The 15,168-nt window shown below is 48.7% G+C and carries 13 protein-coding genes; 10 read left to right on the top strand and 3 right to left on the bottom strand.

Going from position 1 to position 15,168, the window contains the following annotated elements:
* Positions 1 to 57: 57 nt before the first annotated feature.
* From fabF to ADS79_RS32565, 5 genes are all read left to right on the top strand, one after another.
* Positions 58 to 1,302, top strand: coding sequence for a beta-ketoacyl-ACP synthase II (fabF, locus tag ADS79_RS32585; RefSeq protein WP_049742648.1), 1,245 nt, complete (start codon positions 58 to 60; stop codon positions 1,300 to 1,302).
* 208 nt (positions 1,303 to 1,510) lie between these two features.
* Positions 1,511 to 2,047 (top strand): MarR family winged helix-turn-helix transcriptional regulator, encoded by a 537-nt coding sequence (locus tag ADS79_RS32580; RefSeq protein WP_049742803.1) that lies wholly within the window; start codon positions 1,511 to 1,513, stop codon positions 2,045 to 2,047.
* Between the two features lie 120 nt (positions 2,048 to 2,167).
* Positions 2,168 to 2,671 (top strand): hypothetical protein, encoded by a 504-nt coding sequence (locus ADS79_RS32575; RefSeq protein ID WP_307725611.1) that lies wholly within the window; start codon positions 2,168 to 2,170, stop codon positions 2,669 to 2,671.
* Entirely contained in the window at positions 2,668 to 3,534 is an 867-nt protein-coding gene (locus ADS79_RS32570; RefSeq protein ID WP_049742647.1) for an SDR family oxidoreductase, read from the top strand. Before ADS79_RS32575 ends, ADS79_RS32570 begins: the two co-directional genes overlap by 4 nt.
* 226 nt (positions 3,535 to 3,760) lie before the next feature.
* Positions 3,761 to 5,257: a DHA2 family efflux MFS transporter permease subunit gene (locus tag ADS79_RS32565; RefSeq protein WP_049742646.1), complete on the top strand. Its 1,497-nt coding sequence runs from the start codon at positions 3,761 to 3,763 to the stop codon at positions 5,255 to 5,257.
* Positions 5,258 to 5,328: 71 nt separating this feature from the next.
* Here the strand turns inward: ADS79_RS32565 and ADS79_RS32560 are convergent, their stop codons facing one another.
* Positions 5,329 to 5,559: a DUF1128 domain-containing protein gene (locus ADS79_RS32560; protein ID WP_049742645.1), complete on the bottom strand. Its 231-nt coding sequence runs from the start codon at positions 5,557 to 5,559 to the stop codon at positions 5,329 to 5,331.
* A 28-nt stretch (positions 5,560 to 5,587) separates the two neighbouring features.
* Positions 5,588 to 8,080 (bottom strand): U32 family peptidase, encoded by a 2,493-nt coding sequence (locus ADS79_RS32555; RefSeq protein WP_049742644.1) that lies wholly within the window; start codon positions 8,078 to 8,080, stop codon positions 5,588 to 5,590.
* A 392-nt stretch (positions 8,081 to 8,472) separates the two neighbouring features.
* On the opposite strand from ADS79_RS32555, the gene ADS79_RS32550 reads away from it, so the two are divergent.
* Genes ADS79_RS32550 through ADS79_RS32540 form a run of 3 tightly spaced genes read left to right on the top strand, consistent with a single transcriptional unit; the run spans position 8,473 to position 11,622 of the window.
* Positions 8,473 to 9,744: an ATP-binding protein gene (locus ADS79_RS32550; RefSeq protein ID WP_236700177.1), complete on the top strand. Its 1,272-nt coding sequence runs from the start codon at positions 8,473 to 8,475 to the stop codon at positions 9,742 to 9,744.
* 18 nt (positions 9,745 to 9,762) lie between these two features.
* Entirely contained in the window at positions 9,763 to 9,942 is a 180-nt protein-coding gene (locus ADS79_RS32545; RefSeq protein ID WP_049742643.1) for a hypothetical protein, read from the top strand.
* A gap of 3 nt (positions 9,943 to 9,945) precedes the next feature.
* Positions 9,946 to 11,622 (top strand): peptide ABC transporter substrate-binding protein, encoded by a 1,677-nt coding sequence (locus tag ADS79_RS32540; protein ID WP_049742642.1) that lies wholly within the window; start codon positions 9,946 to 9,948, stop codon positions 11,620 to 11,622.
* Positions 11,623 to 11,654: 32 nt separating this feature from the next.
* On the opposite strand, the gene ADS79_RS32535 is transcribed toward ADS79_RS32540, so the two are convergent.
* Positions 11,655 to 12,254 carry a TetR/AcrR family transcriptional regulator gene (locus ADS79_RS32535; RefSeq protein WP_049742641.1) on the bottom strand — a complete coding sequence of 200 codons (600 nt, stop codon included), beginning with the start codon at positions 12,252 to 12,254 and terminating at the stop codon, positions 11,655 to 11,657.
* A gap of 200 nt (positions 12,255 to 12,454) precedes the next feature.
* Here ADS79_RS32535 and ADS79_RS32530 point away from each other — a divergent pair, with 200 nt between their 5' ends.
* Together ADS79_RS32530 and ADS79_RS32525 are read left to right on the top strand one after the other, a co-directional pair.
* Positions 12,455 to 12,928 (top strand): N-acetyltransferase, encoded by a 474-nt coding sequence (locus ADS79_RS32530; protein ID WP_049742640.1) that lies wholly within the window; start codon positions 12,455 to 12,457, stop codon positions 12,926 to 12,928.
* Between the two features lie 109 nt (positions 12,929 to 13,037).
* Positions 13,038 to 15,116, top strand: a complete 2,079-nt coding sequence (locus ADS79_RS32525; protein ID WP_049742639.1) for a methyl-accepting chemotaxis protein — start codon at positions 13,038 to 13,040, stop codon at positions 15,114 to 15,116.
* The last annotated feature ends 52 nt before the right edge of the window (positions 15,117 to 15,168 follow it).

Here is a 15,168-nt window from a genome sequence, read left to right as displayed (position 1 = left end):
GGATAACAGGTGTGGCAAGATGGTGTCTATAAAGGAAATTATGATAGGGGGATTACGATGGAACGGGTCGTGATTACTGGACTGGGAGTCATTTCGCCAAACGGAAATCAAGTCGATCACTTTTGGAATAGCTTGGTCCAAGGGAAGTCGGGCATATCCCGCATTGATACATTTGATACAACGAGATTTAAAACGAAAATAGCGGGGATCGTTCGAGATTTCGATGCGGAGGGGCGTTTCGGGCGCAAGGAAGCACGGAGAATGGACCGTTTTTGCCAATATGCGATTGCTGCAACCGATGAAGCGATTACTGACTCAGGAATCAATCTCGAGCAGGTAGATCGTGAGCGAGTAGGTGTCTATGTTGGCTCGGGAATTGGCGGGGTGCAAACCTTGCTAGATCAGCATACCGTTTTGCGGGAAAGAGGACCGGAGCGTGTCAGCCCTATGCTTGTACCCATGATGATCTCGAATATGGCTGCGGCTATGATCAGCATCAAGCTTGGGGTACAGGGTCCCACCATGTCGCCTGTTACAGCTTGTTCGATTGGCAATACAGGGATTGGGGAAGCGTATCGACTAATCAAAATGGGGGGAGTAGATGTCGTTGTAGCAGGCGGGGCGGAAGCGGCTGTTAACGAGATTTCGCTTTCTAGCTTTGGGAATGCGACCGCATTATCTTCGAGAAATGACGAGCCTACCAAAGCGAGCAGACCATTCGATGTCAATCGAGATGGTTTCGTGATGGCAGAAGGAGCAGGCATATTGATTCTGGAATCACTCTCGCATGCACAGCGTCGCAACGCGCGAATTTACGCAGAAGTGATTGGCTACGGCGCGAGCTCGGACGCTTATCATATGGTGGCAACCCATCCGGAAGGAACCGGTGCTTATCTGGCTATGAAATGGGCATTGCAGGAGGCGCAAGTTAAGCCGGAGGAAGTTGATCTGATCAGTGCGCATGCTACCAGTACTGAAATTGGTGATCTTTCAGAAACAGCCGCCATCAAGCGTTTGTTTGGGGAGAGCGCCTACAAAATTCCTGTCACCGCGAATAAATCTCTGATTGGGCACATGTTTGGTGCAGCTGGCGGCGCAGAAGCGATTGCGCTTATCAAAAGCATGCAGGACGGGCTGATTCCCCCTACGATCAATCTGGAAGAACGTGATCCGCTCTGTGATTTGGATTACGTACCGAATCAGGTACGCCAAAAATCGGATCTGAATATCGGGGTGTCCAATTCATTTGGTTTTGGCGGGCATAATGCTGTGATTGTCTTGAAAAAGTACCAAACTGTTTAGAGGCGAGTCACATTCAAACTCGATAAGCAAGAAAGCTGGAGAGCCTGACCATTTTGGTCGGGCTTTTTTATGTAGATCATAATTAGAAAGTCTGGTTGTCCGGTAGAAATGCAGCTGGGGCTTACCAACAGGAGCGGGGGAATCAGGTTTTTAGAAAAGCTTGGAGATGGGGCTTGACATGAAAGTAGTTAGGATCCATACTATATTTATGACAAAGGATCCTACTAAACCAAATGAGATGGAAGCAATACCATCCCTTTTACAATCGAAAAGGCAGATCGATCTGTATCAACTGGATGTTGATGCCCAGGCAGTGCTCGTCGCAGCCAGACTGATGGAAGCAGGTGCAAAGCTCGGGCACGCAGCTGAGGTTCATTTCTCCAGGTTTGGTTTATCGACAGGACGCTATCGCTTGTTGGCAGATCTGGAAGACAATGATGGAGAAGCTTTGCCCTCACAGCTGGCAGACCATCTCGGTGTAACACGTGCTACCGTGACAGGATTGATCGACACCTTGGAGCGTGACGGTCTGGTCACACGACGTGCAAGCTCCAAAGATGGTCGGCAAAAGTCCGTCGTTTTGACAGAAGCGGGAGCAAAAAAGCTGCGTGAGATGGCTCCTGAGCACTTTACGAGACTCGAAGCGATGGTCAGCTTGCTCACTACCCAAGAACGCAGTGTATTTCTTGATCTTCTTGGGCGTGTGACAAAAGGAATCTCAGCACTAACAGACGACATGGAGTAACGAAAAGAACATCAGTAACGGGAGATGGGGCTAGTATAGCTAGCCCATTTTCATCCATATATAGTTAGGAACCTAATTATATTTACTGAACGATTTACTTGAAGAGAGGAGGATTGCAAGATGAACAACATGAATGGCTCGAAAAAGGTAGAGAGTACTTACGCCATGAGGGCTTCTCGTTCTCAGGCGAAAAACTTTGTGCTTGGGCGTGAAGTGCTGATGGCGTACATTTCCCCTGCGATCATGGCGGGCATCGGTGGATTGATTACCGCAGATCGTAATCTTCAAATCGGCGCGCTTACCACAATTGGAGGAACATCAGCGTTGGTAGCCCTGCTGCTTGGACTTTGGCTGCAAAGCCGTGGGCGGCAATATCGCTGGATCATGCAAAAACCTCATCTGGCTGTGGTAGGAATGTTCGCATTGGCAGGTGTCTCAATTGGACTAATCGCCGCATGGACGACAACGAGCCTGGTGAACCAATTTTATCCGAATCATCAATTTGCCTTACTGAGTCGTGTCTGGACCGATTTCCCGCTTTCAGCCACAATCGCAAGCACATTGATCGCTTGGCGCTGGCGTCTTGCTACCAAACCATTACAAAACGGAGGAATGAAACAATGATCGCTATTATGGGAGCTACAGGAACAATTGGAAGAGCACTGGTACAACGTTTGCTTGAAAAAGGTGTGGCTATTCGGGCAGTCAGCAGAGAACCAGAGAAGCTGCAAAAGCAGTTCGGGGATGCAAGCAGATCAATGGTCGAGTTTGTACAGGCGGATGCTTCTGACCAGGAATCACTCCGTCAAGCTTTTACAGGGGCTAGCCAGCTCTTCCTTGTTATCTCAAACAGTCCGAATCAGGTTGAGCTGGAATCATCAATCATACAGATTGCTGGCGAAGCTGGGATCGAGCATATCGTGAAAATATCCAGTCCAGTCTTTGATCCGAAGTCTCCGGTGTCTGTAGCGGGATGGCATATGGAAATTGAAAAAGTATTGTCCACCTCTGGGATGCTGGGAACCGTGCTGCGTCCGTACGCCTTTATGCAAAACCTGCTGCGCTTTGCGCCGACCATCTCTGCCTACAACGTCTTCTCCGGGTCCATGGGTGATACAGCTTGCAATTTTGTAGATTGCCGAGATATTGCCGATGTAGCCGCAGAGGTTTTGACAAACCGGGAGAAAGCGGGTTGTGTATACACGCTGACTGGCTCAGAGCTTTTCAGCTATCCACAGATTGCTAAAAAGCTGTCTACGCTACTCGAGCGCCCCATTGATTACATCAATATGGACGCCGAAGTCCTGCGCCGCGAATTAATGGAGTTCGGACAAATGCCGCTGTGGCTGGCAGACCATGTAGTAGAAATTCAGGCTATGTCCGTAGTCTTGCCAGAAAAACCTACAGGCGATGTAGAGCATGTACTCGGCAGAGCTCCGCGCACACTGGAAGCTTTTCTACTAGAAAATCTGGAAAATTTCCGGTAGTATGAGCGCTTAGGCAAATATTGACGGTTAAAGTCACGAAGCTTTTTCCACCGTTCCCTGCCCGTTTCGAAGGAGCAATGTTTGAAATTCACAGGAGTCGGCAGCAGTTGAATAAGGGATAGGAATGCGCCTTTTTTGCCAAACAAGAATGGCAAGCACTTCCTCGTTACATACTATCGAGGATTGGAAAACCATTACCTGTAGGCGGAGAAGGAGTAAGACGATCATGGCAAAACATCAAGCAGTGGAAGGCAATTCGATACGTAGAGGGCCGATTCTCGCTGTCATTATTGCGGGTGCCATCGCCGCTTTGCTCAATCAGACGCTATTAAATGTTGCCTTGCCAAAACTGATGGAGCAGTTCCATATCACGACCTCGACTGCACAATGGGTCATTACGATCTACATGCTGGTCAATGGTGTCTTGATTCCGACCACGGCCTTTCTGATGCAGAAGTATACGACGAGACAGCTGTTTATTACCGCGATGAGTTTGTTTGCTGCTGGTACACTTATTTGCGGCATCACGCCAAGCTTTTCGATTATGCTGGTCGGGCGTGTCGTACAGGCAGCAGGCGCGGGTATTCTCATGCCGCTCATGACGAATGTAATTTTTAATATGTTCCCGCTTGAAAAAAGGGGATCAGCAATGGGCATTGTTGGTATCGCGATGGTGTTTGCCCCAGCGATTGGTCCTACGCTTTCCGGATGGATTGTGGAGCATTATTCGTGGAGATTGCTGTTTTTCATTGTGCTGCCGATCGCTATCATCGTCCTTATTATTTCTTCGTTTGTATTGAAAAACGTCACGGAGACAAGTAGCCCAAGGCTGGATGTCTGGGGAATTATGTTCTCGACGATCGGTTTTGGAAGCTTGTTGTACGGATTTAGTTCTGCTGGGGGCTTGGGCTGGAGAAATACGGAAGTGATCCTTATGTTGATCATTGGCTGTATCAGTCTGGGAGTATTTGTTTGGCGGCAGCTTACGATTGATCATGCTATGCTGGAATTCCGCATTTTCCAGACACCGACCTATACACTGGCGGTTCTCATCAGCCTGATGGTCAACATGTCGATGTATTCGGGCATGATTTTGCTACCTGTCTATGTCCAAAATATCCTGCACTTCACCCCTGTGCAATCAGGTTTGCTGTTATTGCCTGGCAGTATTATCATGGGGATTATGTCGCCGATCACGGGCAGGCTGTTTGACAAGTTTGGGGCGAAGGGACTGGCGCTGACTGGACTGGTCATCACCATCGTTACGACCTTTGGCTTTACCAAGCTGAGCTTGTATACGACCTACACTTATCTGGTGACACTGTATACCGTTCGCATGTTTGGCCTGTCGATGCTGATGATGCCTGTCATGACCTCTGGTTTGAATGCTCTGCCGCTGAAATTGAATCCACATGGAACCGCTATGTCCAATACGATCAATGCGATTGGTGGAGCTTTGGGGACAGCCCTGTTCGTGACGATCATGACGACGAAAAGTGCAGCGCATACAGCGGACATCGTAAGAAGCGAACACATAAATCCAGCTGATCAGGCACATATGGGCCTGGCTACCATGCAGGGCATGGCGATGGGAACGAGCGATGCGTTTTGGATCGCGACGCTTTTTACCGTCGTTGCGCTCATACTGGCTCTGTTTATGCGAAACAAGACTCCACGCAGAGATGAGGTCACAGAGAAAAAGCGGGTACCACAGCTATCCTGAACGATCTCCCTGCCAAAAGGAAAAAGCGTCGCTCCCACCGATCAGGGAACGACGCTTTTTTCTATTTATCATTATGCTTGCTTGCGCATAGCGCCCAGCTCTTCGACGATCGCGGTCATTTCGTTGATGCCGAAAGCTGTTTTTTTCTGCACCATGTTGTACAGATACAGAAGGTCCTCATAGTGCTCCAAATCAAAGTCCTCCGGGCGCATGACAGCTGTGTTTGCCATGTTCAGCTTGGCTTTGATGCCCTCGATGATGACAGCGAGGTTCTCGACGGTAGGTTGGTTCAGATCAGCCATGGTTTTCTCTCCTCCCGAGAAAGGGTATTTATTTCGTCAGCTGTCCACGTGTGACGCCCAACTGGTTCGTTGCCTTGAGGGTACGCCATACATGTGTGCCGCTTACTTCTCCGCGCAATGCTTTACGATACAGCTCGATCACTTCTTTTACCCGCTCAGGCTCTTCTTCCAAAAACTCGATCCGATAGCTTCCGATCTGGAGACCTTGGAATTCTTTCAAATACTCCGCACCAGACTGGTCGATCGCATTGTAGACTGTATTGCGGCAGCCGGTATCTACACGAATCGGATGGGAGAAGCCTACGCGGTCCTTCAGCGAGATCCGGGACGTTTCGCATGGTGTACCACAGTTGGTGTGGTCGGTTCCTTCGCTCATGAAGGTGCAGTATACGCAGTGCTCGGTATGGAACATCGGCATGTGCTGATGAATAACCAGCTCCATTTTTGCTGCATTGGAGCGGCCGAGCAAATCAACCATCTGCTGGATGTTCAAATCATACGATGGAGTGACGCGTGAAAGTCCTGCCTCCAGGAACAGCTCGACGGCCTTATGGTTCGCGACATTGAGCGAAAAGTCTCCGATCAACGGAATGTCAATTTCGTCCCGACGCGATAGATAGTAGTAGAGTGCCCCGGTATTGCGCACCAAAATCGCGTCAGGCTTGCTTTTTGCGATCAGCGCCAGCACACCGTTTTCATCCGGCATATGAATCCGCATGGTCGCGATCCCGATTTTCTTGCCGTATTTATGCGCCAGCTTAACCCCTTCAGGATACTGCTTGACGAATTCGAAGTCAGCGTAGAGGAAGTCTACGTCTGTTTGCGCGGCAGCTTCCAATTGCTCCAGTGAACGGCACAGAGCAGTAAGGAGCGGCTTTTCGACTTGCTGCTTCTTAGGAACATCCGCGTACACGTTCACATCCTGATGGCGGTAGACTGGCGGCTTGGAACGCAGGAACGTCAGCTGCTCTACCGCTTCCCGGCGCATCCGGTTCAACTCGCTGACAGGGACGATCAGATCACCATCGAGCTCAGCGGTCAAATCACCTGCCTCCAGATGGAACAGGGTTCCACCGAGTCGGCTTAATTGATCATGCAGCAGCTCTGTGGTGAGTGGGTGCTTGAGAGCAGCCTCCACAGGCTTTTCGGATGGAACAGAGACTGCATGGTTCGCCAGCTTATCAACCCAGGTGACACTCAGCTTTTCGCCGAGCTTGCCGTTCACATGAACGGCTAATGGGAAGGTGTGGTACGGCTTTTCCGTCTCAAATGTTTTGCGCAGTCGTTTGTCCAGCTCAGGATCGCTCGTTTTCCAGACGCGATCTCCTACGTGAAGACGCTTCAGGTTCACGTCGTTGCGACCCATGACGATTTCGTACATGCCTTTTTGGACTTCGCCTTCTACCTTTTTGCCACGGGAGAGAATATCGTAGATGCGTCCGCCTTCTTCTTTTTGCGTCGGGTCGCCCGCGTCAAACACGATTCCGTCACCCCGTTTAACAGGGGAAGTGATTTCAACGAGCACAGCGCTACCCAGCAGCTTTTTAACCGTACCGAGGAACACGCCGCGGCTTTTCGGGAATGACCCGTCGACCAGCTGTTTGTTGTTGGTTCCAGTCAAGAAGCCGTGCGTGAAGCCGCGGGAAAAGCTTTGCTGCAGCTCACGAACCTCCTGTTCGCTAGGTCCCGTATCCTGACCTGCAAAATAACGCTCAATCGCTGCGTTGTATTTGCTCACAACGTTTGCTACATATTCCGGAGATTTGAGACGTCCTTCGATTTTAAAGGAAGTGACGCCTGCCTCGATCAGCTCTGGTACGAGGTCAATGGCAGCCAAGTCTTTAGGGGAGAGCACATAAGCGATATTGCCCATCTCTTTTTGAACGCCATCCACCATCAGATCATACGGCAAGCGGCATGCTTGTGCACACTCACCGCGGTTGGCGGAACGGCCTCCCCACATTTCAGAGGTCAGGCACTGTCCTGAGTAGGAAACACACAGGGCGCCGTGGACAAATACTTCCATCGGGAGCTTTGCTTTCTCGCCGATTTTTTTAATTTCTTTTAACGAGTTTTCCCGGCCAAGCACCACGCGCTCAATGTCAAAAGGCTTGGTGAACTCGACAGCTTCTGGTGAGGTGATCGTCATCTGTGTCGAGCCATGAATCGGGAAGTCGGGAGAGATTTCACGAATCAGCTTTACCAGACCGAGGTCTTGCACGATAACCGCATCTACCCCGGCATGAATACAGGCGTCGATTAGCTCGCGAGCGTCCTCCAGTTCATTTTCAAACACGAGGATGTTAAATGTAAGAAATCCTTTTACACCGTACATGTGCAAATAGGACATAATCTCGGGCAATTCCGCCATATGGAAGTTTTCCGCTCGCGCACGGGCGTTGAACTTTTCTACACCAAAAAAGATCGCATTGGCGCCGTTTGCAACAGCAGCCTTCAAACAGTCCCAGTTACCAGCAGGGGCCAACAGTTCAATATCTTCACGTTTGATACCATTTCGCATGTGTATGTCTTACCTCCAAGGTCTTCAAACAAGCTCTTCTTCATCATAGGGAAATGTGCAGGTCACCGCAAGGAAAACATCGTCTCTACCAGATGTTGAAAATGTCCCTTCCAGACAGACTGGATATAATGGTATTCTGTAAGAAAACCTCTATCGTGGACTTTTCAAGGAGGAGCGACCGCGTTTTAGCGGAAGCTTTTCATGCTAAATCAGGGAGCAGAACCGGGAAGTTTATCCTTTCTGATTTAGTAAGAAAACCTCTATCGTGGACTTTTCAAGGAGGAGCGACCGCGTTTTAGCGGAAGCTTTGCATGCTAAATCAGAGTGCAGGTTCGTGGAGTTTTTTTAGTGGGAAAAGTGCAAAAAATTTGATAACGATCAGAGGAACCGATATGCCAATCATCAAAGACATTTTATTGCAATTTCTGTTCATTATCGTCCCTGTCCTATTGTGTAAGGGTGTCTGGTTGGATCGTTCAAATTTAAACAGACTGGATGTCCAATCATCCTTTGTCGTGTTGCTCAGTTCGATAAGCGTCATTTTATGCATGAGCTTTCCTATACAGTTTGGAGAAGAGTTACAGTTTGATTTTCGTGCGTTACCTATCATTATTACCATTCTTTACGCTGGCTATATCCCGGGGCTGCTTACGATTCTCGTCATGATTGCCTATCGGATTTCACAGGGCGGAGAGGGCATCTTCCTGACCGTCTTTAGCTGCATGGTTTACGCAGGTTTTGCGAGTCTTTGGGTAAAAGATTGGTATCGTTATTCGTTTCGAAAAAGAATGACGGTTATCCTGCTCGTAGGCTGCGTGAAGCAATTGTCCGTTATGGTTGTGCTGCTCTGGCTATATATTGCGAGGGACTACACGACGATCCAAATGTATGCTCATTTCAGGCCGATTGCAGAAATAGGCATACTTAGCGTGGTGGTACTGGGTGTCGTTACCTATTTAATGGAATATATTCGGGAATCGTACATCATTCGGATACAAGTGGAACGCTCCGAAAAACTGAATTTGATTAGTGAGCTGGCAGCGAGCGTAGCTCATGAAGTTCGCAATCCGCTTACCGTTGTACGCGGCTTCGTGCAGCTTTTGGGTGAGGAGTCCAAACCGCAGAAGAATGAATACATAAGACTGGTTTTAAACGAGCTGGACCGGGCTGAATTTATCATCTCGGACTATCTGAATTTGGCGAAGCCGCAGGCAGACGTGAAGAGCCGTCTGGATATTGCAGCGATCGCTCAGGAAGTATCTGCTCTCATGGCTTCTTATGCCGTGATTAATGGAATAGAAATCGTCACGAGTACCAAAGGGCAGGTGTATGTGTACAGCAACTCCTCCAAGGTGAAGCAGGCCTTGATGAACCTGATGAAAAACGGGATTGAGGCCATGCAGGAGTGTGGAGGTGTGCTGCATATAAAGGTAGAACAAGTCGATGCATTCATCGTGATTACCATTCGTGACGAAGGGTCCGGCATGTCCAGAGAGCAGATTGCACAAATTGGTCTTCCTTTTTACTCAACAAAGGAAAAGGGGACCGGACTTGGCCTCATGGTGACTTGTCGCATTATTGAGTCTATGCAGGGCAGTGTCCAAATCAAAAGCGAGCTTGGAAAAGGTACGATGGTGACGATTCGTTTGCCAGCTGTGCCTTGACCTGGAAAGGAGGCGAACATGGAGAAGGATCAAGATCAAGAGCTATGGGACAAGCTATTTTACGAGCTTGCCTGCATACGTAGCGAAATGAAAGCATTCAAGCTAGAGACCAGGGCAGAGCTCTATCAAATCAAAGCTGAGCTGAAAGAATGGCAACAACGCACAGGACAACAACGGCTCCCAGACAAAGGGGAATAACAGATGGGTAAATCGCATCATGCATGGTGGAATAAATCGATCAAGGCAGTTCTCATCGCAGGGCTGTCTGTATCGCTTACCGCATGCGCACAAACAAAACCGGCGGAGCAGCCACAGGCAGCAGGGACGAAAACAACGGAGCCAGCGCCAGCTGCTAAGACTCCCGATCAGGTACTGCGTCTAAACAATTTTACAGAGCCATTATCTTTGCATCCGGGGCTTATTACGGATGTATGGTCCTCCAACGTTATTTTCCAGACGTTTGAAGGGTTGACTCGAACGGATAAGGACGGTGTGCCGCAGCCAGCGATTGCAAGCGAAATCAAGCCTTCGGATGATCTGCTGACATACACCTTTACAATTCGGGACAATGCCAAGTGGTCCAATGGCGACCCGGTAACAGCCCACGATTTTGAAAACGCCTGGAAATGGGTGTTGGATGCAAAAAATGGCTCGGAGTATGCCTATCAGCTCTATTATGTGAAAAATGCAGAAGCAGCTTTTAGCGGCAAGGCGAAGCCAGAGGATATTGGTGTCAAGGCTACAGACGACAAAACCTTGGTTGTAACGCTGGAAAATCCGACTCCATTCTTCTTGGAGCTGACTGCTTTTTACAGCTATTTTCCATTAAATACGAAGGTCGTGAGCGCAAATCCGGACTGGGCCAAGGAAGCCGGTCCTAACTATACATCCAACGGTCCTTTCAAGCTCACGCAGTGGGAGCATAAGACCAAGCTCGTGTTGGAAAAGAACGAGCATTATTGGGATGCAGATAATGTCAAGCTAAGCAAAATCGAAATGAACATCATCAATGATGCCAATACCGAGCTGTCCATGCTGGAAAATGGAGACCTGGACTGGGCAGGTGCCCCAACGGGTAATGTGCCGCTTGACGCGATGCAGACACTCAAGGAAAAAGGCCTACTCGAAATCACGCCAAAAGCGGGTACGTACTGGTATGAATTCAATACCGAGCAGAAGCCGTTTAACAACAAGAAAATCAGACAGGCATTCTCTTACGCAATCAACCGCAAAGACATTGTCGAGAACGTGACACAGGGTGGAGAACTGGTTGCGACAGCAATCGTACCGCCAACGATGTTTGCAGAAAACGAGAAGGGCTTGTTTGCAGACAATGATGTGGAAAAAGCGAAGCAGCTGCTGGCAGAGGGTATGAAAGAAGAAGGGTATGCGAGTGTCGAGGCATTGCCGCCTATTACTCTTTCCTATAACACAGAAGAAGCGCAAACGAAAATTGCGCAGGCTGTCCAGGATATGTGGCAAAAAAATCTGGGCGTTCATGTGAAGCTGGAAAACCAGGAATGGAACGTCTACTACGAAAACATTAAGAATGGCAAATATCAGGTGGCGCGTATGGGCTGGACGGGCGACTTCAATGACCCGATCAACTTCCTGGAGATTTTCCGCACCAAGGAAGGCAACAACCATACGAGATGGGAAAAGAAAGAGTTTGCGGATCTGCTGGCTGCTTCTGCCAAGGAAGGCGATGCGGCAAAACGCAAAGCAATCTTGCAGGATGCCGAAAAGATGTTAGTGGATGACATGCCTGTGATCCCGTTCTACTTCAAGTCTACTGTGTATGCCAAAAACCCCAATCTGAAGGGCGTAGTCATTTCAGGACTGGGGAATGTTCAATACAAGTGGGCCTATTTTGAGTAACTAGATACAAGGAAAAAACGAAGGGCTAGTCGTTAGGATTCTTCCACGACTAGCCCTTCGAATACGATTGAGACCTTTTCTTCCATTATTTCTTCCAAAGCCCAGGCACCTTCACTGCGAACCCAATCATACAGCGCATTGTAATAAATGTTTTCCAGCATGTTGGCTGCTACAAGAGAATTGAATTTGCTTTTCAGCTGACCCTTCTCCTGTGCTTCCTCGATCAAATCCGCAAAAAGCTGGCGTAGCTCGAAGTACATGTTCTTTTCATTTTCCAGCACTTTGCGATGCTTCATCGAAGACTCCACCACTACCTTTATAAAATCAAAGTTCGTGATCGTCACTTCATTCATGATTTTATAAATGCGCAGCACCTTGGCTTTGCAATCATCTCCATAATCCCACTCTTCACGACGCTCCTCGATCTCATGCAGCCGTTCATAGCCCCAGTTGGCAAGGATGGCTTCCTTTGACGTGAAATGCAGGAAGATCGTGCCGCGAGCGACATCCGCTTCCTCTGAAATCATGTCGATGGTGGTTGCTTCAAAACCATGTGTTTTGAATAGCTTGATCGCCGAACTAAAGATTTTATCGCGAGTTTCGCGCTTTTTCCGTTCCCGTCTTGTCGTCAAAAAAGAAACACCTCCGCTGATACCGTATGCTTGATTATAACACAACCCTTACCTACAAAAGAATTATTCGATGGAGATCGGGCAAAAAGCGCCAAAAAAAGGGATAGACTTCTGCGAAAGTCGATTGTATATTTATATACTATAATGAATAAATATTAAATCAAACCAAGCTGCCAGAGCATGGAGTGGAGGAGAATAAAATGAGTGTCACTAAAGCGCTGACGGTGCGTCAGGCAACGATGAGAGATGTCGATGCGATGTTGGAAATCATTAATGAATATGCACAACAGGGGTTGATGCTTCCGCGAACGAAATTGTCTGTCTGTGAAAATTTGCAGTCTTTCATTGTCGCTCACGATGGAGACAATGTAGTGGGCGTAGCGGGACTGCATATTTTGTGGGAAGACTTGGCGGAAATTCGTTCCCTCGCCATCTCTGAAAAGGCAAAAGGAAAAGGCGTCGGAAAGCATCTGGTCTTGCATTTGGTTGAACAATGCAAGGTGATTGGGATAAAGCGTGTGCTTGCCTTGACGTACCAAAAAGAGTTCTTTGAAAAATGCGGGTTCTGGATTGTCGCAAAAGAAACATTGCCGCAAAAGACTTGGAAGGATTGTATCAACTGCTCCAAGCTGCCAATGTGCGATGAAATTGCCATGATCATGGAAACTGTTTGATATTTCAGGTAGAGCCTTCCATTTTTTCTGTTCAGGTACTATATTTATGAGAAGTACAAGAATATAAAGAATAGTTTGCCAGAACAGATTGGTAATGGGGGGCTTTTCTATGAAATTGGGGGCGCGCGTACTTATTGTCCTGTTGCTGGCGGGGATCGTACCTTTAACAGCGGCAGGCGTATTTGCTTATCAAGAAACGAAGCAGGAATTGCTAGGTGAAAGTGCGGCTACCATGGAGGCATTGCGGAACAGCAAGAAAGAGCAGGTCGAAAATTACTTTCGCGAGCGGGCACGAAATGTAGATACGCTGGCTGCATCGGGCACTGTCATATCAGCCTTGGCCTCTTTCGAAGGAATCTGGCAACAGGGGAGAGATACAGCCGCTTATCAGGAAGCAGAGAACAGCTATACGAAAGAATTGAAAATGGAGGTAGCTCGCTACGGTTTCGCCAACGCCTTTCTTGTAAACGACAAGGGTGACATCGTCTATGAGACAAAACCACAGTCTGATCTAGGGACCAATTTGTTAAACGGACTGCATGCGAGCTCCGTGCTTGGACAAACCGTACAAAAGGTTTTGAAGGTGCAGAGTGCGGAAATGTCGGATTTGGGGCGCTATGAGCCTTCAGGGGGTACGCCTAGTGTGTACATCGCAGCTCCTATTTACGAAAAAGGGTATATTCTTGGACAACTAGCGGTAGAGGTTCCACTTGAGTACATCTCTCGTCAGCTGAATCAACGAGAAGGGCTTGGTCAGACGGGCAAAATCTACCTCGTCGGTGCTGACAAGCTGATGCGCTCCCAGATTGGCTCGGGACAAGATATGCTCCTGACACAAAAGGTCGAGACTCCAATCACGGAAAAAATGATGAGCAAAGAGCGGGTATCGGGAACCGAGCAAAGCGTGGATTACCTGGGCGAAGAAGTACTTGTCTCCTACGATCAGGTACAGATAGGAAATGCAAAGTGGGCGATTCTGGCAGAGATGGGTATGACCGAAATTTTGTCTGGACCGACACGGATTAAAAATGCGATGGTCGCCTTTAATGGTATCGTACTCTTTTTGATCGTCGTCATTTCGTTGTTTACAGCCAACTGGCTGCGCAGCTCGTTCCGTGCACTGCTGATGATCGCTGATCGGATTGGGCATGGAGATTTCTCCAGAACGTTTCCGAAAAAACTGCTTACGCGAAAGGATGAGCTGGGAGAGCTGGCACGCTCACTGCAAGTGATGAGAGATCAGCTGCATACGATTCTGGAACAGGTGCGGCAAGCAGCAACGTCCGTTTCTTATGCAGTGCGCGACATTCATGGAAATACGGGAGAGATCGCACAGTCGAGCCAGCAAATCGTGCAGGTCGTGGATACGGTAGCCTCGTCTGCTGACAATCAGATGGAGAAAATGGGAATGACCTTGCAGCTGGCCATTGATTTGACGAATGATGTGGCGGGGGTAACCGATAATGTGGAGCAGGTCTCTGTATCTTCCCGGCAGATGAAGCGACATGCCGAGGCAGGTAGACAAGCGGTAACAGCAGTCATGGACAGCATGGAGGAAATCAATCGCTCGGTAGAAGGGGCAACGGATGTCATACATACACTGGAGCAGCGATCACAAGACATTTCCCGGATCATTTCTGTCATTACCGAGATTGCGCGGCAGACCAATCTACTCGCCTTGAATGCTGCAATCGAAGCAGCACGTGCCGGAGAGCATGGCAAAGGCTTTGCAGTCGTAGCAGGAGAGGTGCGCAAGCTGTCAGAGGGCACCAATGAGGCTACGCAACAGATTGTGAGTATGATCAGCGACATTCAAAAAGATACAAAAGCAGTTGTAGCAAAGATGCTGGTGGGCGCTCAAACGACAGCACACGGCATGAAAACAGCGAAGGAATCGGGAGAAATGTTCCAACGGATCGAGGAAAACATCATCCGTGTGTCACAGGAGATGGAGCGAGTCAGTGAGGCTTTCGCCCGTATGGCTCCCGACGCCAAGCAGGTGGTCACAGTCGCACAGGAAGTATCGTCAGCCTCGATGCAGGCAGCGGCAGGAGTACAGAGTATATCTGCCGCGGTCGAAGAGCAGAGTGCATCCATGGAGCTTATCGCGCAATCTGCTGATCAGCTGGCAAAAATGGCGGAGGATTTGCGCTTGTCATTATCATTGTTTATTTTAACTGAAAATTAAGAAATATAGAGGCCGGGAGACTGGTCTCTTTTTTCAACATGTAGGAATTCAT

The sequence above is a fragment of the Brevibacillus reuszeri genome (assembly GCF_001187725.1).
Taxonomy (GTDB): domain Bacteria; phylum Bacillota; class Bacilli; order Brevibacillales; family Brevibacillaceae; genus Brevibacillus; species Brevibacillus reuszeri.
The sequence above is the reverse complement of the archived record's forward strand: the minus strand, read 5'-3'. Positions and strand labels throughout refer to the sequence as shown.